Below are 18,789 nucleotides of genomic sequence, written 5' to 3' on the forward strand. Positions count from 1 at the left end.
CAGCCTGCGCCGTCAATAGCTCGCTTTCTCCTGCGGCTGAGCGCTGGCGGATTTAAACATTGCCAGCCGGCGGTCCAGCGCCTGGGTGTACAGCATGGTATCGACCCCGACGGCGACGAAATTGGCCCCCCAGGCGAGACATTTTTCCGCCATCGCCGGGTCGACCGCCAGAAATCCGGCCGCTTTTCCCGCCGCGCGAATGCGCCGGATGCTCTGTTCAATCACCCGCTGCACGTCAGGATGGCCAGCATCGTCCGGGTGTCCCAGCGAAGCGGAGAGATCCGCCGGCCCGATAAACACCCCGTCAATGCCCTCCACCTCGAGGATAGCGTCCAGATTTTCCAGCGCGGTTCGGCTCTCCACCTGAATCAGCAGACAGAGTTCGTCATTCGCCTCCGCCATATAATTCTCCACTCTGCCCCAGCGCGCCGCCCGGGCCACGCCGGCGCCAACGCCGCGGCTACCGACGGGAGGATAACGGGTTGCCGAGACGACTTCCCGCGCCTGCTCGGCGGTATCGACCATCGGCACCAGCAACGTTCTGGCGCCAATATCCAGCACCTGTTTTATCAGGCTGCGGCTGCCCTCCACCGGACGGATCACCGGCTGACTGGCGTAAGGGGCGATGGCCTGGAGCTGATGATAAAGGTCCTGAATAGTGTTCGGGGCATGCTCGCCGTCGATCAGCAGCCAGTCATATCCGGAAGTGGCGGCAATCTCCGCCAGATAGGAGGAGGTCGAGCTCAGCCACAGGCCTATTTGCGTCTCACCGCGTAATAATCCACGTTTGAAGGGGTTTGATAACAGTGCGTTCATAGCGATTCCTTTAATCAATGCTGTACGCCGCCGCGCTGAGGAACCGCGCGGGTGAGGCTTAATGAGAAGATGATGATCACCCCGATGATGGCCACGCCGGCCAGGGTTAACAGTCCAGCGGCGCTGCTGGCGAACAGCGTTTCGGCCTGCACGCGAACGATCGGCGCCAGAAAGCCGCCGATGGCGCCAAACAGGTTAACGAAGCCAATCCCGGCGGCCAGCGCCGTGCCGGAGAGCAGCTGCGTCGGCATCGTCCAGAAGACCGGCTGCACGGCAATCACCCCAACCGCCGCCACGCACAGCGCGATGATAGCCAGCACCGGCGCCACCAGCCCGGAAACCGCAATCCCGACCGCTGCCGCCAGCAGCGTCAACGCGGCAATATTGCGCCGCTCGCCGGTACGATCGGAGTAGCGAGGGATAAGCCAGGTGCCGAACAGCGCCGCCACCCACGGAATAGCCGTCACCACCGAGGCAATGAAGCCGACTTTGGTGCCCAACAGCGCGGCGACCTGAGTGGGCAGGAAGAAAATCAGGCCATAGACCGCCACCTGAATGGTCATGTAGATCAGCGCCAGCTGCCAGACCCGCCCGTTACGCAGCGCATCGGACAGACGCGAAGTGACCTTTTTCTCCTCCTCTCGCGCCAGCTCGCTTATCAGGGCCTGTTTCTCCGCCGCGCTCAGGAAGCGGGCATGCTGCGGCGAATCGTCCAGCCAGAAGAAGGTGAACGCTCCCGCGGCGACGGCGAGCAGGCCTTCAATCACAAACATCCAGAACCAGCCGGGATGGCCCATAAACCCATGCATCTCCAGCAGCGCGCCGGATAAAGGCGAACCGAGGGTCAGCGCCAGCGGCGCCCCCATATAAAAAAGCCCCATAATGCTGGCGCGGTTTTGCTGGGGAAACCACTGAGACGTGAGGTAGATCATGCCGGGGAAGAAGCCTGCCTCCGCCGCGCCCAGCAGGGTACGTACCAGCAGGAATTTCGCTTCCGTATCCGCCCACGCCATCGCCGCCGACAGCACGCCCCACAGCAGCGTGGTGCAGCCGATCCATTTTCTGGCGCCAAATTTACGCATCAGGAGGTTGGCCGGCACCCCAAGAAAGGCATAGACCACAAAGAAAATCCCCGCCCCCAGCGCATAGGCTTCGTTGCTGAGGCCAGTGTCCAGCTGGTAGGTCTCTTTGGCGAAACCGATATTCGAACGGTCAAGAAACGCCAGCACGTACAGCGCCAGCATAAAGGGGATTAAGCGGGCGCGGTTTTTCTTCACCACGCTCTCCAGCAGAGTGTTGCTCATCATAATATCCTCAGGCGTGGGCCGCCGGGCGGCCCGGGGGATCAGTGTTGATAAGGACGTTTCAGGTTGCAGTCGCGATTGAGCTCGACGCCAAAGCCGGGTTTATCCAGTACCGATTTATGAATGCGCCCCCTCTCCGGCACCGGCTCGCCGAGCAGGATCGGGTCGAACTGCGGACGCAGCGTGGCGCAGTCAGGACTGGTCATCAGAAACTCGCTGAACGGCGTGTTGGTGAAAGTGATCACCGCATGATGTGAGTAAACCGACGAGCCGTGCGGCACCACCAGCTGCCCGCGCGCTTTAGCAATAGCCGCTATCTCCACCAGCGTGGTTAAGCCGCCGCACCAGCCGACGTCGGGCTGCATAATATCGATTCCGGTCTCCGACAGGGTGCGGAAGGACTGCAGGGTGCCGTGGTGCTCGCCGCTGGTCACCATCATCCCGGCCGGCGCCTGGCGCTTCAGCTCGCGATAACCTTCATACTGCTGCGGCGGCAGGCACTCCTCGATCCACTTGAGGTTGTAAGGGGCGCAGGCATGGGCAAGTTTGGTGGCATAGTTAACGTCCTGACTCATCCAGCAGTCCAGCATTAACCAGAAATCCGGGCCGCATTTTTCGCGCATGTCCGCCACCATGGCGACGTCTTTGCGGATCCCGGCGTCGCCATCGTGCGGGCCCCAGTGGGTGGGCATTTTGCCGCCGATAAAGCCCATCTCCTGCGCCAGATCCGGACGAGCGCCGGTGGCATAGAACTGGATTTCGTCACGCACCGCTCCGCCCAGCAGTTTGTAGACCGGCAGGCCAACCACTTTCCCGAACAGATCCCACAGCGCGAGGTCGACACAGGAGATAGTGTTCATCACCAGACCGCCGGATCCTGCGTAGTAAAGGGTGGCGTTGAGCATCTGGTCGTGGATCAGTTTGATATCGCTGACGCATTTGCCTTCGATAAAGCGGTTGAGATGTTTTTCCACGATAAAGCAGCCCATCTCTCCGGCCGTCGACACGGCAAAGCCGGTCTGCCCGTTGTCGGCTTCCACTTCCACAATCAGCGTGCCCAGCACGTTGATGCCAAACGACTGGCGGGACTGCTCATACTGTTTGTATTTGCTCATCGGCGTGGCGATATGATCGTCAATCCAGTGGTTAGCCCCCTGATCGTGGTAATCGCCGCCGCCGGCGCCCTGCTCTGCGGTGGCGCCGCCGGTAAACCAGGCGCGGACGTGTTTAATTTTCGGTAGGGTCATGGTGTTCTCCTTATGATGAGGCGAGTTGTTCAAAGGGGCTTTTCCACCCCAGCAGTCGTGAAATATCTTTCGCGCAGGCAATCGCCTTACCGGCAAGGTAATCGCGATTGTCTTCATTGATTTGCAGACGGGTACCCACCACCGAGATGGCGGCGGTCAGGTCGTTATTGGCGTTAAAAACCGGGGCGGCCACGCAGCGCACGTCCGGATAGTCCTCGCCATTATCAAAGCTCCACCCCCGGGCGCGGATCCGCCCCAGCTCCTCCCGCAGTTGTTGAGCATTGCTGATGGTCGTTGGCGTAGCCCGCTCCCACTGCAGTTCATCGATAATCGATGCCTGAACCCCGGCGGGCTGCCAGGCCAGCAGACATTTGCCGATCCCGGAGCGGTAAAGCGACAGGCTCTTTCCTTCGTGCGAACGCACGCTAATGGTGGCGGGTGATTCAATTTTCAGAATGTAGTAGGCGTTACCGTGATCGATAATGCCCAGATGGCAGAGCAGGCCGCACTCATCCATCAGCCGGGTCAGGCGCGGCCGCGCCAGCTCGCGCAGGTCCATTTTGCTTAGCGCCTGCCCGGCCAGCTCCACCAGTTTGGTCCACAGGCAGTAGTTATCCTGATTATCCATACTGATGAAGCGCTGCTTTTTCAGCTCGCCCAGCAGCAGATAAACCGTGCTTTTCGGGATCCCCAGCTCCGCTATTATCGTCGCCGCGCTGCAGGGTCCGATGCGGCCAATTAAATTGAGGATCTCAATCGCGCGGGTCAGCGCCGGGACTTTCGTTGATTCCAACATACTGGACTCCAATCCTGAATACTGGAATCAGTGTTGCGGTTGTCCGGGCGGTAAAGTGTGAGCGACATCGCGGGGCAATCGCTTTCCCGTATGCTGGACCGTTCGCAGCGGAAAATTGCGACTTAACGCACAGAATTTTTTCAGGAGAGTACAACAGGCTGGACAACCGGCGCCCGGGAGAAGCCCGCGCGCCGGGAAACGACCTACATTGAGAGGGAATCCACCACGTTAATCCAGCCATGTTCACTGGCCAGCGGTTGGCCATTCAGCCAGCGACGCAGCAGGTTTAATGCCATCATGGCGCAGACTTCCTGGCGTACCGCCAGGCTGTGGCGGGTGACGCTAAACTTCACCCGCAGCGCGAAGGTGCCGTCGGGGGTGGCCAGGGCCACGTTAAGATGATCGTTTTCCTGGCCGCTCACCGCCAGGGCCAGGCCGGCAAAATGGTTAATGCGCCGCTCGGCCGCCCAGCGGGCCGCCTGCGCCAGCGTCTCCTCCTGCGCCGGGACCACTTCGCTGGCCAGCAGCGGCGCGCCGGCGCGGGACAGCTGGAGCGCCAGCAGACCGCCGGTAAACTGCTCGCTGAGCGTCAGGCTCAGCTGCCGCTCCTGCAGGCAGCGTGCAATCTGCGCCGGTAACCCTTCAGTGCCTTCGAAAATCAGGCTGTCGCCAGCCACTTTACGCACTTCCGGCCACAGGGCCAGCATGGCGTCACGCTGCTCAGCCGGTCCGGTCAGCTTCAGCTCAATGATCGGCATCGACGAGCGGTAGCCCATCACTACGCCAGGCGGTAACGTCAGCGGATTGAGGTTTTGCGCCAGCTCGCTTTCCGAGCGGCCAAAAGTGGTCAGCCGCAGGCATACCGGCGGTTCCGGCAGCGTAAAGCGCTGGCGCAGGCGCGGTAAAATCTCCTGCTCGACCATCACTTTGAATTCAGAGGGAACGCCGGGGGTGAAAAACATCAGGCAGCGATTGAGCTGGATGGCAAAGCCGCAGGCCGTGCCCACCGGGTTATTGATCATCTCGGCGCTGGCGGGGATTTCCGCCTGCTTACGGTTGCTTTCCGCCATCGGCCGCCCGCGTTCAGCAAAGAAGCGGGTCATGGTTTCCAGCCACTCCGGATGCAAAATAAGTCCTTCGCCTTTCGCGGTGGCCGCGGCCAGCGCGCTCAGGTCGTCGCTGGTTGGGCCGAGGCCGCCATTGACGATCAGCACATCCGCCTGTTCGCTGCGTTCGCGAAGAATCGCCACCAGCGCATCGAGATCGTCGCCGACGGTATTACGGCGCGTTAATGGTAAACCCTGATTAAAAAAGAAATCCGCCAGCCATGCTGCATTGGTGTCAACGATTTGACCATGCAACACTTCATCGCCAGTGGACAGCATTTCCACATTCAACATTGCTCACTCCTTGCCTGCCAGGTGGCAAATACTATAACGCAAAGCGGGAGGCTGACGAGGAGGAAAATCTGGCGCGGCAAGAAGAGACCGCGCCGGAGGAGATTAGAAGCTGGCGCTGGCGCCGATGTACGGGCCGTCGGCGATGGTGTTATCGCGGTTGCCATCTTTGCCCGCCAGGTTCAGATAGCGATAGCCTGCCTGGATGCTGAGCGGACGCATAATGGTCCAGCTGGCGCCGACGTTGGCTTCCTGATAGCTGTCAATGCCGCTGGAGAGGGAATCTGGAGAGTAGTAGTAGTCGCCATACAGACGGAAGCTGTCGCCGATTTTCCACTGCAGGCCGCCGCCGACCGCGGCCGCATAACCTTCATCACCCTGTTTCGGGTTGGTGTATACCCCTTTACCGCCCACGGTCGCCAGGAACGGCCCCAGCGGAATATTCAGGCCCAGGCCTAAACCCGCGGCGTCGCCATCGTTATCGCTGTGCAGCCAGTTACCCGAAACAGCCAGACCGGTGGACTCGGTGCCGAAGCCGACCCCAAGGTTGGTGTAATGCTCGCCTGCTTCGCCGGTAACGCTGATCGCATGGGCCGCCGAAGAGACCAGCATGACGCCAGCCAGCGCCATAAAAATGCTTTTTTTCATTATTTACTCTATCCAGAAAATTAAAATCAAAGAAGTCCCGAAAAAACCTGAAAATTCTACTGCGCACTCGTCAGGAATCAATGACCTGGCGAAATGATTTTTCACAAGAGTGTAACCAGTTGCGTCTTTTTACAGCAATACCGCCGCGCATTTGCGAAAGAATGTAAATTTCACCGCATTCATATTCAGTGGAATTATATTTAATTAGGTTGTATTGATTAAATAAATCTATATTTACCTGCGCAATCGCCGTCGCGCAGGCTGTTTGAAGGAAGCAGAAAAATTAATGGGCGAGCAGGGCCAGGCGCTCCGGCGCAAGCCCCGTCAGCTTCGCCACCAGCGCCAGATCAAGCCCGTTTTCCAGCATCGCCTGGGCAATACGTTGCGCAGCCAATTGTTCTCCCTGTTCAAGACCTTGCTGCAGGCCCTGCTCAAGGCCCTGCTGATGGCCGCGTTGTTCCAGAAACTGGGCAATGTTCATTAGCGTCTCCTTATGCAGCCGTCTGGGGACATTTTGCGCAAGATTACGTAAAAAGGCGACCGGATCGGCGGCATTTCCTGCCTGCAATAAATAGTGAAGCAGCGTCCTGAGCTGTCTGCGGCTAGTGTATCCCAGCGCCAACAGGCTGGCTAGTTGCTCCTGCAGTTCCATCATATCGCGCTGCCGGATATGCTTTTGCAGTAACTCAAGCATCGCGACCCGTCGGTGCTGCATTATTGTATCGTCAGGAAGCACCGTGATATCGATTAAGTGAAAATCCTGATTGTATACTTGCCGCGCGGTTTGCGGATGAGCAAATCCTTCCAGCCAGCACATGGGATACGGCCAGGGCGAGACTTGCCCATGATAAAAAAGCAGCGGGATCACCAATGGCAGTTGCGTATGTCCTTTATCCAGATGGCGCTGCATCGCTGCTATCGCATAACGCATCAGGCGAAATGCCATATGACGGTCCGCAGAGCTTTGATGTTCGATAAGCAGATAGATATATCCGTCCCCCGCCTGGGTTTGCAGCGAGTAAAGAATATCGGAATGGCTGGCGCGCAGGTCTTCATCGATAAAACTTCCGGACTCCAACTGCAGCGTTTGCAGATTGCATAATTCTCGCAAATGTTCAGGAAGGTGAATGTCCAGAAAATCCCGCGCCGTCGCCCGATGCGACAGTAGGTGTTTAAACACGGCGTCATGTGGGGAATGGGTGGTCCTTTCCATGGTGGCTCTCCATACGATAATTTTCGCTTAACTTATCACTCTGTAAAGCCAGCGCCGTATTTCCCTTGCGGTTTGCCGAGGCGCCTCGCAAACTGTTTCCTCGATACCCGGCCCGACTTACTGCGAAGGAGAAAAATCATGCGTCAAAGGACGATTGTTTGCCCGCTAATCCAAAATGATGGCCATTACCTGTTGTGCAAGATGGCTGCCGACCGCGGGGTTTTTCCCGGACAGTGGGCGCTGGCCGGCGGCGGCATGGAGCCGGGGGAAAGTATTGAAGAGGCGCTGCGACGCGAAGTCCGCGAGGAGCTTGGCGAAAAACTGCAGTTGACCCGTATCACGCCATGGAGCTTCCGCGACGATACCCGCGTGAAAACCTATCCCGACGGGTGCCAGGAAACGATCTATATGATCTATCTGATCTTCGACTGCGTTAGCGCCAATCGCGACGTAACGATCAACGAGGAGTTTGACGATTACGCCTGGGTGAAAGCGGATGAGCTTAAAAACTACGATCTCAATGCCGCCACCCGCCTCACCCTGAGCATGAAGGGGCTACTCTGACGCCACGGTCAGCAGGCGCAGCGTCGCCTTCAGTCCGCCCAGGCTTTCGCTGCGCGAAAGCTGCAGGTGGCTACGATGCAAACGTGCAATATCGTTAACCAGCGCCAGGCCCAGCCCGGCGCCGGGAATCGCGCCCGCGTTATCGAGGCGGCGAAACGGCATCAGCGCCTGGTGTACCTGGTGGTCGTCAATTCCCGGACCGCTGTCTTCCACGCTGAGCAACACGGCGTCGCCATCGCGATGCAGGCTAAGCGTGACCGTTCCATATTCCGGGGTATAGCGAATGGCATTGTCGAGCAGGTTAGCGCACAGCTCCCCCAGCAGAACGCTATCGCCTGCCACATGTACCGCCGACTGCTCGCCCTCGTAGCCAAGATCGATATGTTTGCTCCGCGCTTGCGCGATACGTGAAAAGCAGCTGTTGCGCACAATCTCCGGCAAGTTAATCACCGCAAACGCCTGCTCCCGCTGTTTTACCGTCGCCAGCTGCAGCAACCGCTCCGTTAACAAGACCGTATCGTCCAGCGTGGCGCGCATCGCCTGCAGACTTTCGCGCCACAGTTGCGGATCGTCGCTGGCCAGGGCTACCGAAGCCTGCGTTTTCAGCACCGCAAGCGGTGTTTTCAGCTGATGGGACGCATCGGCGCTAAAGCGCTCCTGGCGGGAGATCATCACCCGCAGGCGGTCGATATAGCGGTTGAACGCGACAATCAGCAGCCGCGTTTCCGACCAGGGCAGCAGCTCCGGCAGCGGCGTCAGCAGACCGGGTTCACGGCGCACCATCAGCGCGGAGAGCTGACGCATGGGCCGCAGCACGCGGCGCAGCAGCCAGGCTGCCAGCACCAGCGTCAACAGGACCAGTAACCCCTGCGACACCCAGGATGAGAAGAGTAATTGTCCGGCCAGCCAGCGGCGGGACTGCAGCGTTTCGGCAATATATATCTCCGCCATGCCAACGATGCCGCCTTCGTTGATGGGCTGCAGCAGGCGCGCCACGCGGATTGCCTGACCGCGATATTCGGTATGATAAAACCACGCCAGCGCCGGATAGAGCTGAGTTCGCGAGGTGGAGGGCGGCATCGCGGGCAGATCGTCATAGCCGGAAATGACCTTCCCCTGCGGGTCGAGCACCTTGTAATAGAGACGATCGTTCATATTGAGCTCGAAGCTGTCCAGCACCACCCAGGGCACATTCACCTCCAGTTGCCCTCCGCGAACCACCAGCTGCTCGGCCACCGTCCGCGCCGACGACAGCAGGGTACGATCGTAGGCTTGCGTCGCCGCCTGCAGCGCGCTGACGTAGCTGTTAAACGCGGAGAGTCCCCACAGCAGGACCAGCGGCAGGCCGAGAAACAGCAACAGTTGGGCATAGAGCGATTGCAGCTTACTCCATCTCATGGCGCTCGCACTCAAGCAGATAGCCTAAACCGCGCAGGGTGGTTATACGCACATTGCTCGCCTGAAGTTTCTTGCGCAGACGGTGAATGTAGAGTTCGATGCTTTCCGGACTGACGTCATCGCTGAGGCTGAACACCTGTTCGAACAGCTGCTGACGGGAAACCGGGCGAGTGCGGCGAAACATCAGCACCTTCAATAGCGCCAGCTCGCGCGGCGTCAGAGACAACATCTGGCCGCGGAGTAAAAAATAGCCTTCGTCACAATACGCCAGCTCGCCAAGCTGCTGCACCTCATGCACCTGCCCTTCGCTGCGCCGGAGCAGCGCCCGCAGGCGGGCGTCGAGCTCTTCCAGCTCAAAGGGCTTAGGTAAATAGTCATCCGCGCCGGCATTTAAGCCCTTCACCCGGTCCGCTACCGCGCTGCGGGCGGTCAGCAACAGCACCGGCAGGGTCTGCCCGCGCTTGCGCAGCCGCTGCACCACTTCAAGGCCATCGAACCCCGGCATACCGATATCCAGCACCGCCAGCGCATATTGCTCGCTTTGCAGCAGATGGTCGGCCGCACGCCCGTCAGCGACGCAATCTACGGCAAAACCGCCCTGCACCAGCGCTTTTTCCAGCCAGTGAGCCAGCTCACGATTATCCTCGGCTAATAAGAGACGCATATCACATCCTGTAACGTTGCTGCTGCATTGAAAGGGAAATGAAAGGTAACTGTTTTAACAATCATGCAACCGAATCGCCATATGTCGGTTCACATAATCAAAAAAACCTGCCCTGTACCTGCTGAGGAAGCCTATGAAAACGCCATTTTTCCGCCATCTGAGCGCCATCGCGCTGTGCCTTTGCACCACATCCGCCTTCGCCGCGGAGGCCCCGTCCCGCACCGAATGTATCGCGCCCGCTAAACCCGGCGGCGGCTTTGACCTGACCTGTAAGCTGATTCAGGTGAGCCTGATGGAAACCGGCGCTATCGAGAAACCGATGCGCGTCACCTATATGCCCGGCGGCGTGGGCGCGGTAGCCTACAACGCCATAGTCGCCCAGCGCCCGGCAGAGCCGGGGACCGTCGTCGCCTTCTCCGGCGGCTCGCTGCTGAACCTGTCGCAGGGTAAATTCGGCCGTTACAGCGTCGATGACGTGCGCTGGCTGGCGAGCGTCGGCACCGACTACGGCATGATCGCCGTGCGCGCCGATTCGCCATGGAAAGATCTGAAGTCGTTTATGACCGCGATGGAGAAAAATCCCTCCAGTATCGTGATTGGCGCCGGGGCCTCCATCGGCAGCCAGGACTGGATGAAAGCGGCGCTGCTGGCGCAAAAAGCCAACGTCGACCCGCATAAAATGCGCTACGTCGCCTTTGAGGGCGGCGGCGAGCCGGTGACCGCGCTGCTCGGTAACCATGTGCAGGCGGTCTCCGGCGATCTCAGCGAGATGGTGCCCTATCTGCAGGGCAATAAAATCCGCGTGCTGGCGGTCTTCTCCAGTGAACGACTGCCGGGCGCGCTCGCCGATGTCCCCACCGCTAAAGAGCAGGGCTACGACCTGGTCTGGCCGATTATTCGCGGCTTCTTTATGGGCCCGAAAGTCAGCGACGCCGAGTACCAGTGGTGGGTCGATGAATTCACTAAACTGCAGCAAACCGAAGCGTTCAAAAAGCAACGTGAACTGCGCGGCCTGTTTGAATTCAACATGAACGGCAAGGAGCTCGATACCTACGTTAAGCAGCAGGTCAGCGACTATCGCGAACAGGCGAAAGCCTTTGGCCTGGCAAAATAATCCGCGGAGGCGCTAATGAGCGATCGTATTTTTGCCGGAGTGTGGCTGTTGTTATGTATTGGCGGTCTGTTTATCGCCTGGCAGATCCACAGCGAATACGCCTATGAACCCGTCGGCCCGCGTCCCTTCCCGCTCGGGATCATTGGCCTGATGCTGCTGTGCTCGGCGTTAATGTTGCTGCGTCGCCCGGACGCCGTCGAGTGGCCGGGACGGCATGTGCTGCAGCGTCTGCTGACCATGGTCGTGGTGCTGGTGGTCTACGCCTGGGGGTTTGAATGGCTCGGTTTTCCGCTGGCCACCGCGCTGCTGACGGCGATCATTGGTCTGCTGTTCGGCGCGACGCTGCCGGCGGCGGGCATTGCCGGCGTCGCGATGGGCGTGTCGTTATGGTACGCCTTCGACACCCTGCTCGATGTCACCCTGCCCCTTGGCATCTGGTTTAATTAACGGAGGCGTTTATGGATACCTGGATCTATCTCTCGCAGGGCTTCGCCGTCGCCATGACGCCGGAGAACCTGCTGATCGCCCTGATCGGCTGCTTTGTCGGGACTATCGTCGGCCTCCTGCCGGGGCTGGGGCCTATCAACGGCGTGGCGATTCTGCTGCCGCTGGCTTTCGCCCTGCATTTACCCGCGGAATCGGCGCTGATCCTGCTGGCGACGGTTTATATCGGTTGCGAATACGGCGGGCGTATTTCATCAATTCTGTTGAACGTGCCCGGCGATGCCGCCGCCATTATGACCGCCCTCGACGGCTATCCGATGGCCCAGCAGGGTCGCGGCGGCGTTGCGTTGTCGATTTCCGCCGTCAGTTCCTTCTTTGGCTCAATGATCGCCATCGGCGGTATTATTTTGTTCGCGCCGCTGCTCGCCCAGTGGTCGCTGGCGTTCGGTCCGGCGGAGTACTTCGCGCTGATGGTCTTCGCCATCGCCTGTCTTGGCAGCATGATGGCGCAGAACCCGCTGAAGTCGTTCCTCGCGGCGTTAATCGGCCTGGGTCTGGCGACGGTAGGGGTGGACGCCAATACCGGGGTTTACCGCTTCACCTTCGACAGCGTCCATCTCTCGGACGGCGTACAGTTTATTGTGGTGGTGATCGGCCTGTTCTCGGTTTCAGAAATCCTGTTGATGCTGGAGAGCACCAGCGGCGGACAAACGCTGGTGCGGAAAACCGGACGGATGCTGTTTAACACCAAAGAGGCCGCGCAGTGCGTCGGCGCGACCCTGCGCTCTTCGGTGGTGGGTTTCTTCGTCGGCATTCTGCCCGGCGCCGGGGCGACCATCGCCAGCGCCATTACCTACATGACGGAGAAAAAACTCAGCGGTAACAGCGATAACTTCGGCAAGGGCGATATTCGCGGCGTGGCGGCGCCGGAAGCGGCCAATAACGCCTCCGCCTGCGGTTCCTTTATTCCCATGCTGACGCTCGGCGTGCCGGGGTCCGGCACCACCGCGGTGATGATGGGCGCGCTGACGCTGTATAACATCACCCCCGGCCCGGCAATGTTCACCGAGCAGCCGGATATCGTCTGGGGGCTGATTGCCGCCCTGCTGATCGCCAACGTGATGCTGCTTATTATGAACATTCCGCTGATCGGCCTGTTCACCCGTATGCTGACCATTCCGCTGTGGTTTCTGGTCCCGGCCATCGCCGCGGTCTCCGCCGTCGGCGTCTACGCGGTACACAGCACCACTTTTGACCTGCTGCTGATGGTGGGGCTCGGGGTGCTCGGCTACATCATGCGCAAAATGCACTTCCCGATGTCGCCGCTGATCCTTGGCTTCGTGCTGGGGGAGATGCTGGAGCAGAACCTGCGTCGCGCGCTGTCGATCAGCAACGGCAATCTGGCGATCCTGTGGCAAAGCGGGGTGACCAAAACGCTGCTGGTGCTGGCTATCGCCGTGCTGGTGGTGCCGCCGCTGCTGCGTCTGCGGCGTAAACAGCGCCAGCGTCGCGCCGAAGCCAATATCGGCTAAGCCGGCGAATTGACCCATTCGCGCAGCGCCCGGCGCGAGATCTTAATCCCACCGTTCTTTAACGTTTCCGGCAGCCGCAGCCAACGCACCGGCTGCTGGAAACGCGCCAGCCGTTCCGCGCTCCATGCCGCCAGCACGCTCATTTCGCAGCCGTCATCGCATTCCACCACCGCTACCGGACGCTGGCCATATTCCGCATCGTCCAGCGGCACGACAAACGCCTGCTGTATCTGCGGATGCGCCCCGATGATCCGTTCCACCTCCTCCGGCTGGATCCCTTCCCCACCGCTGAAAAAGAGATTATCCAGGCGCCCGAGGAGAGTAAGCCGTCCATCGATGATCTCGCCGCGATCGCGGGTGGCAAACCACCCTTCGTCGTTGGTCAATGGCAACAATTGACCGTCGCGCCAGTAGCCCGCGGCCATGCTCGCCGCCCGCAGCCAGACCTCGCCGGCAACGATTTTCATCTCCCGCCCCGGCAACGCCGCGCCTACATCCGCCGCGCCGTCGGCCTCTTTAGCGCAGACTGTGGAAGCGAATTCGGTCAGGCCATAGCCGCAGTAGGTGCGTACCCCCTGCCCCCGCGCCCGCTCGGTCAATTCGACCGGGATCGCCGCGCCGCCGAGCAGCACCGCCTTGAGGGAAAGCGCAGCATCGTCATTCAGCAGGCGCCACAGCTGAGTCGGCACCAGCGAAGCATGGGTACAGCCCTGCAGCATCTGCGCCAGCGGCTGTTTATCGCGCACCGTCAGCCGCGCGCCGGCCAGCAGCCAGCGCCACATAATCCCCTGGCCGGAGACATGAAACAGCGGCAGCGACAGCAGCCAGTCATCTTCTGCGGCAAACGGCATCAGCGCCAGCACGCCGGCGGCGCTGGCCAGATGGGCGCTGGCATGATGCACTGCCGCCTTCGGCAAACCGGTCGACCCCGAGGTCAGCGTCATTGAGGCGAAACGATCCCCACGCCACGGCACAGCATGGGTTCCCGTTGTCGCCTGCAGGGTTAACGCCGGTAAATCCCCCGGCAGCGCATCGCCGTTAAGCACCAGCTGATGCTGGACGGTCAACGCTGGCAGCAGTTCCTGCAGCAACGCCGTCGGCAGCTGCGGATTCAGCGGCAGCACCCGCGCGCCACACTGCAGCAGCGCCAGCCAGGCCAGCAGCGTCGACGGCTGGTTAAAAGCCTGCAGCGCCACCCCGTGACCTTCGGTTACGCCCTGCGCGGCAAACCCGGCCGCCAGCGCGTCAACGCGGGCGCACAGGTCGCGCCAGGTCAGCGGCTGGTCATTCAGGCGCAGCGCCTGCGCCTCTCCGCGCCGCTGGCGCCAGTGCCGCCAGGGCCAGTCGCGAAAGGTCACAGCAGCGGCTCCAGTGTATCGATGCTGAGCATCGGCAGGGTGCTTTCCGGCCACGCCCGCACCAGCTGGGCGCCCATCAGCGACAGGGTGTCCAGTCCGGGGATGGTCTGCGGCGTCAGCCAGGCGGCAACCCGCGCCAGCTGGGTTAACCCGAGGCTGGACTCGATCGACGAGCTGATCACCGCGCTCAGCCCCAGCGCATGGGCCGCGGCGACCTGCTGCTGAACCCGGTGTAAACTGCCGGTTAGCGTCGGCTTGATCACCACCGCGCGCACGCCCGGCTCGGCGACGAAGCGAAAATCCGCCTCGCGCAGGCTTTCATCCCAGGCGATAGCGATCCCGGTTTCGCGACTAAAGGCCCGCGAGTCCTCCCGCGTTTTACAAGGTTCCTCAAGAAAGGCAATGCGCTGGCGATACGCCGGATCGACATATTTCGCAAACTGCTGCGCTTTCAGCGGCGTCCAGGCCCGGTTGGCATCCAGACGCAACTGCAGGTCGGGGATGGCTTCCAGCAGCAGATTAACCACCATGCCGTCGCGGACCGCCTCCCAGAGCCCCACTTTCACCTTAGCGACTTTCTCGCCGGGCATCGCCGCCAGTCTGGCGAACAGCTCATCCGGATCGCCGGAGCAGAGCGGCGCCGCGCGATAATCCGCGGCCTGCGGCAGCTCGCCGCTGAGCTCCGCCTGCGCGCAGCTGATGCCAAAGGCGACAGAGGGCAGCGCAGGAAGCGCCGGCTCCGCGCCGTCGCGCCAGGCCTGAGCCCAGGGCAGCAGCGCCGCCTCCGCCTCCGCCAGGGTCTCTGCGCTGAATCCCGGCAGGGGAGAAATTTCCCCCCAGCCCTCCCGCTCACCCTCCCGCAGGTGGATGAACAGCCCGTCGCGGGTTTTTAACCGCCGTTCTCGCAGCACCACGCCCGCGTCCATCGGTATCTGCCAGCGGTAAACCTGCGAAACGCGCATTAGGGATTCCGTTTAAATTTGCTGAAGTCCGGCTGACGTTTCTGGTTGAAGGCATTGCGGCCTTCCTGTCCCTCTTCCGTCATGTAGAACAGCATAGTGGCGTTGCCCGCCAGCTCCTGCAGACCGGCCTGGCCGTCGCAGTCGGCGTTCAGCGCCGCTTTCAGGCAGCGCAGCGCCATTGGACTGTTCTGCAGCATTTCACGACACCAGCGCACCGTCTCTTTTTCCAGATCCGCCAGCGGCACCACGGTGTTCACCAGCCCCATGTCCAGCGCCTGCTGCGCGTCATACTGACGGCAGAGGAACCAGATTTCGCGCGCTTTTTTCTGCCCGACGATGCGCGCCATATAGGAGGCGCCCCAGCCGCCGTCGAAGGAGCCGACTTTCGGCCCGGTCTGACCGAAGATGGCGTTTTCCGCCGCGATGGTCAGATCGCACATCATGTGCAGCACGTGGCCGCCGCCGATAGAGTAGCCGGCCACCATCGCTACCACCGGCTTCGGGCAGGTGCGGATCTGGCGCTGAAAGTCGAGTACGTTGAGATGATGCACGCCGGAGTCGTCCTGATAGCCGCCGTAATCGCCGCGGACTTTCTGATCGCCGCCGGCGCAAAAGGCTTTCTCACCTTCCCCGGTCAGGACAATCACCCCGATATTGTCGTCATAACGGGCATCCGCCAGCGCCTGGATCATCTCTTTGACGGTCAGCGGGCGGAAGGCGTTGCGCACCTGCGGGCGATTGATTGTGATTTTGGCAATGCCGTCGGCCGATTTGTGATAGCGAATATCGGTATAGCCTTCGGAACAATCGTGCCATTCAACAGGGGCATAGAGCATTGCTTCATCAAGAGAGATCATAGAATGTCCTTCAGTTAACTTGCCAGAATCTGCGCCAGACAGGCAATCACCGCCGCCGGGTTGTCCCGGTGCGCGTTGTGTCCGGCATGGTGAATAAGATGGAGATCCGCCGCGAGCGCCTGCGCGATGGCGCGAAACTTCGCGTCGCGCTCGCCGCACAGGTAATGAAAGGGGAAATCGCGCGCCTGCAGGGACGCGCGCAGATCGGCCTGCCCGGCAAGGGAGGTCGCCTGCAGCATCTCGGCCAGCGTCGCGCCGTTGTTCCGGCTGCGTAAGGCGACCAGCGCCGCGCGCTGCCCGGCATCCAGTGAAGCGAAGACCGGCTGCTGATACCAGTCGGCAAAGACCTGCGCCAACGGCTCATGGCGAAAACGTTCCGCCCAGGCGCTGTCGTTGCTGCGCCGCGCCTGCCGCGCTTCGGCATCCTGCAGCCCCGGATGGCCGCCCTCAACGATCAGGCCGCGCAGGCCCGCGCGCGGCTGGCAGGCGAAGTTCATCGCCACCCGGCCCCCCAGCGAGTAACCGATCAGCCAGTAGTTAAGTATGTTGTAACTATTAAGCGTAGCCTGCAGCAAAATATTGACCCCGGCAAAGTTCTGCACCGCGATATCCGCCGAGCCGCCGTGGCCCGGCAGATCGAGATACAGCCGCGGCCAGGCGCGAAACGCGTCGCCTACTTCCCGCCACTCATGGCGGTCGCCGGAAAAACCGTGCAGAAAGACCAGCCAGGGATAACCCGGCTGGCCATGTTCGACAGCAGCGCTGAGGGTCACAGGCGACTTACCTGCGCCAGCAGCTGCTGGAGGGTCTGCGTGCCGTCGGTCTCATTGACCGCCAGCTCAATCACCGTCGCCCCTGCCCTGCGCCAGGCGCCGGCCAGCGCCTCATCCAGCGCCTGCCAGTCAGCCGGGCGATGATAGACCAGGCCGAACATCGCCGCCGCGTGGCTGAAATCAACGTCCTGCGGCATTAAGTAGAACTGGCGCCGCTCGTCCTGCGGCGTCGGCAGCATGGAGAAAATCTGCCCGCCGTTGTTGTTCACCACGATCAGCACCAACGGCGCCGACGCCTGGCGCAGCAGGGCCAGCGAGTTGAGATCGTACAGCGCCGAAAGATCGCCGACGATAGCCAGGGTTGGCCGGGCGCTGGCGCGCTGGACGCCGGCGGCGGTGGCGATCAAGCCATCAATGCCGCTGGCGCCGCGGTTGCTATAAACCGGGTAGCCAGCCGGCAGCTGCGCCAGGGCGTCGATCAGGCGCACCACCAGGCTGTTGCCGACAAACAGTTGCCCCTGTTCCGGCAGATAGCGCCGAATTCGCTGCGCCAACTGCGCTTCGCCAAAGGGTTCGTTGCTGGCGACCGCCGCCTCCCACGCCTGTCGGGCCAGTTCAGGAATAGCCGTCGCCCACGGCTGGCGTTTCTCCGCCGGGTGAAGCTCAAGCCAGCGGTCAATGCTGGCGAGCAGACGACGGCCGCGGTGCTGCGCCGGATCGAGACGGCCGGGCAGATTATCCACCAGCCAGTATTCATCAGGCTCGCAGGTGGCCTGCCACTGCAGGACCCGCTTGCCGGTCAGGCTGCTGCCGAGCTGAACCACGATCTGCGCCTGCGCCAGCTCGCTCACCGCTTTGCCGTTGCCCAGCCACAGGTCAGCGCACGGCAGCGGCTGCCCGGTCTGTGACAGGATATCGCCGATCAGCAGCCAGCCGAGGGTTTGCGCCCACTCGGCCACTTTTTTCCCTTCGGCGGCGCTCATTCTGCCCGCCACGACCACGCCGCGCTTTTGCCGCCAGAAGAACCAGTCGCGCTGTTTCTCACTTTCCATCTGCAGCGCCTGACGTAACCAGGGTTTATCGCTCTGCCACCAGTTGCCGAGCTGCTGCTGCCACTCCACGCCGGTATCATTCATATCGCCATACAGCGGTTCGGCGAACGGGCAGTTGATATGCACCCCGCCGGCGTGCAGCTCGCCCAAGGCCTGGTCGAGGGTCGAGACCAGCCAGCGGGCGGAAATATCCTGCGAGGGACGCGGCAGAGAAATCGTCTGCGACGGATGGGAGGCGAACATCCCCGGCTGACGAATCGCCTGATTGGCGCCGCAGTCGATCAGCTCCGGCGGACGGTCAGCGGTCAGGAGAATCAGCTTTTCCCCGGTAAGCCCCGCCTCAATCAGCGCCGGATATAGGTTCGCGGTGGCGGTCCCGGAGGTCACAATAACCGCCACCGGCTGACGACTGGCTTTCGCCAGACCGAGCGCCAGGTGGCCAAGGCCGCGTTCGTCAAAATGGGTATGATGGATAAAGGCGCGGTTTTCCGCCGCCGCCAGGGTTAAGGGTGTCGAGCGCGAGCCCGGCGCAATGCAGATATGCTGCACGCCGTGGCGCGTTAAAGCTTCCAGGATCACCGCCGCCCAGCGTCGGTTAAATGCGCTTACTGACATGAAATTGTCCGGTATCAAATATTGATGCTAAGTAT

At 61.2% G+C, this 18,789-nt stretch carries 18 protein-coding genes; 4 read left to right on the forward strand and 14 right to left on the reverse strand.

Translation table 11 applies throughout. The features are described from left to right. Positions 1–12 precede the first annotated feature (12 nt). The 7 genes from yfaU to QLG03_RS09050 form a co-directional block, all read right to left on the reverse strand. Positions 13–816, reverse strand: a complete 804-nt coding sequence (yfaU, locus tag QLG03_RS09020) for a 2-keto-3-deoxy-L-rhamnonate aldolase (RefSeq protein ID WP_023290492.1) — start codon at positions 814–816, stop codon at positions 13–15. Between the two features lie 14 nt (positions 817–830). Continuing rightward, positions 831–2,120 (reverse strand): MFS transporter, encoded by a 1,290-nt coding sequence (locus QLG03_RS09025; RefSeq protein WP_032453561.1) that lies wholly within the window; start codon positions 2,118–2,120, stop codon positions 831–833. Positions 2,121–2,161: 41 nt separating this feature from the next. After that, positions 2,162–3,367, reverse strand: a complete 1,206-nt coding sequence (rhmD, locus tag QLG03_RS09030; protein ID WP_017899291.1) for an L-rhamnonate dehydratase — start codon at positions 3,365–3,367, stop codon at positions 2,162–2,164. Between the two features lie 10 nt (positions 3,368–3,377). Beyond that, positions 3,378–4,163 (reverse strand): IclR family transcriptional regulator, encoded by a 786-nt coding sequence (locus tag QLG03_RS09035; protein ID WP_023290494.1) that lies wholly within the window; start codon positions 4,161–4,163, stop codon positions 3,378–3,380. Between the two features lie 203 nt (positions 4,164–4,366). Beyond that, a complete protein-coding gene (locus tag QLG03_RS09040) occupies positions 4,367–5,563 on the reverse strand; it encodes a nicotinamide mononucleotide deamidase-related protein YfaY (RefSeq protein WP_044524253.1) in 1,197 nt (398 codons plus the stop codon). A gap of 102 nt (positions 5,564–5,665) precedes the next feature. After that, positions 5,666–6,208: a YfaZ family outer membrane protein gene (locus tag QLG03_RS09045; RefSeq protein ID WP_004201712.1), complete on the reverse strand. Its 543-nt coding sequence runs from the start codon at positions 6,206–6,208 to the stop codon at positions 5,666–5,668. A gap of 283 nt (positions 6,209–6,491) precedes the next feature. Continuing rightward, the gene (locus QLG03_RS09050) at positions 6,492–7,421 is read right to left on the reverse strand and encodes an Rpn family recombination-promoting nuclease/putative transposase (RefSeq protein WP_032453563.1); all 930 of its coding nucleotides are present in this window, start codon (positions 7,419–7,421) and stop codon (positions 6,492–6,494) included. A 138-nt stretch (positions 7,422–7,559) separates the two neighbouring features. On the opposite strand from QLG03_RS09050, the gene nudI reads away from it, so the two are divergent. Continuing rightward, on the forward strand, positions 7,560–7,985 hold the full coding sequence (gene nudI, locus QLG03_RS09055; protein ID WP_023290497.1) for a nucleoside triphosphatase NudI: 426 nt from the start codon (positions 7,560–7,562) through the stop codon (positions 7,983–7,985). Here the strand turns inward: nudI and QLG03_RS09060 are convergent. Further along, positions 7,977–9,383 carry a sensor histidine kinase gene (locus tag QLG03_RS09060; protein ID WP_117129357.1) on the reverse strand — a complete coding sequence of 469 codons (1,407 nt, stop codon included), beginning with the start codon at positions 9,381–9,383 and terminating at the stop codon, positions 7,977–7,979. The two genes, nudI and QLG03_RS09060, sit on opposite strands and share 9 nt — an antisense overlap. Continuing rightward, the gene (gene tctD, locus QLG03_RS09065) at positions 9,370–10,047 is read right to left on the reverse strand and encodes a transcriptional regulator TctD (RefSeq protein ID WP_032453566.1); all 678 of its coding nucleotides are present in this window, start codon (positions 10,045–10,047) and stop codon (positions 9,370–9,372) included. Before tctD ends, QLG03_RS09060 begins: the two co-directional genes overlap by 14 nt. 133 nt (positions 10,048–10,180) lie before the next feature. On the opposite strand from tctD, the gene QLG03_RS09070 reads away from it, so the two are divergent. Genes QLG03_RS09070 through QLG03_RS09080 form a run of 3 tightly spaced genes read left to right on the forward strand, consistent with a single transcriptional unit; the run spans position 10,181 to position 13,137 of the window. Beyond that, positions 10,181–11,161, forward strand: a complete 981-nt coding sequence (locus QLG03_RS09070; protein WP_048297924.1) for a tripartite tricarboxylate transporter substrate binding protein — start codon at positions 10,181–10,183, stop codon at positions 11,159–11,161. Between the two features lie 15 nt (positions 11,162–11,176). Further along, complete coding sequence (locus QLG03_RS09075; protein ID WP_023290501.1) at positions 11,177–11,608, forward strand: tripartite tricarboxylate transporter TctB family protein; 432 nt, start codon at positions 11,177–11,179, stop codon at positions 11,606–11,608. Positions 11,609–11,619: 11 nt separating this feature from the next. Then, complete coding sequence (locus tag QLG03_RS09080; RefSeq protein ID WP_023290502.1) at positions 11,620–13,137, forward strand: tripartite tricarboxylate transporter permease; 1,518 nt, start codon at positions 11,620–11,622, stop codon at positions 13,135–13,137. On the opposite strand, the gene menE is transcribed toward QLG03_RS09080, so the two are convergent. The 5 genes from menE to menD are packed head-to-tail and all read right to left on the reverse strand — an operon-like array spanning position 13,134 to position 18,754. Next, the gene (gene menE, locus QLG03_RS09085) at positions 13,134–14,495 is read right to left on the reverse strand and encodes an o-succinylbenzoate--CoA ligase (protein ID WP_064155535.1); all 1,362 of its coding nucleotides are present in this window, start codon (positions 14,493–14,495) and stop codon (positions 13,134–13,136) included. The two genes, QLG03_RS09080 and menE, sit on opposite strands and share 4 nt — an antisense overlap. Beyond that, the gene (gene menC, locus QLG03_RS09090) at positions 14,492–15,457 is read right to left on the reverse strand and encodes an o-succinylbenzoate synthase (RefSeq protein ID WP_080901567.1); all 966 of its coding nucleotides are present in this window, start codon (positions 15,455–15,457) and stop codon (positions 14,492–14,494) included. The genes menE and menC overlap by 4 nt, the downstream gene beginning before the upstream one ends. Beyond that, positions 15,457–16,314, reverse strand: a complete 858-nt coding sequence (gene menB, locus QLG03_RS09095) for a 1,4-dihydroxy-2-naphthoyl-CoA synthase (RefSeq protein ID WP_004201730.1) — start codon at positions 16,312–16,314, stop codon at positions 15,457–15,459. Before menB ends, menC begins: the two co-directional genes overlap by 1 nt. Positions 16,315–16,328: 14 nt before the next feature. Continuing rightward, positions 16,329–17,087: a 2-succinyl-6-hydroxy-2,4-cyclohexadiene-1-carboxylate synthase gene (menH, locus tag QLG03_RS09100; RefSeq protein WP_050533217.1), complete on the reverse strand. Its 759-nt coding sequence runs from the start codon at positions 17,085–17,087 to the stop codon at positions 16,329–16,331. Then, entirely contained in the window at positions 17,084–18,754 is a 1,671-nt protein-coding gene (menD, locus tag QLG03_RS09105) for a 2-succinyl-5-enolpyruvyl-6-hydroxy-3-cyclohexene-1-carboxylic-acid synthase (protein ID WP_255989001.1), read from the reverse strand. Before menD ends, menH begins: the two co-directional genes overlap by 4 nt. Between the last annotated feature and the right edge of the window lie 35 nt (positions 18,755–18,789).

This window comes from Klebsiella sp. V115_8 (genome assembly GCF_029967715.1).
Taxonomy (GTDB): Bacteria; Pseudomonadota; Gammaproteobacteria; order Enterobacterales; family Enterobacteriaceae; genus Klebsiella; species Klebsiella quasipneumoniae.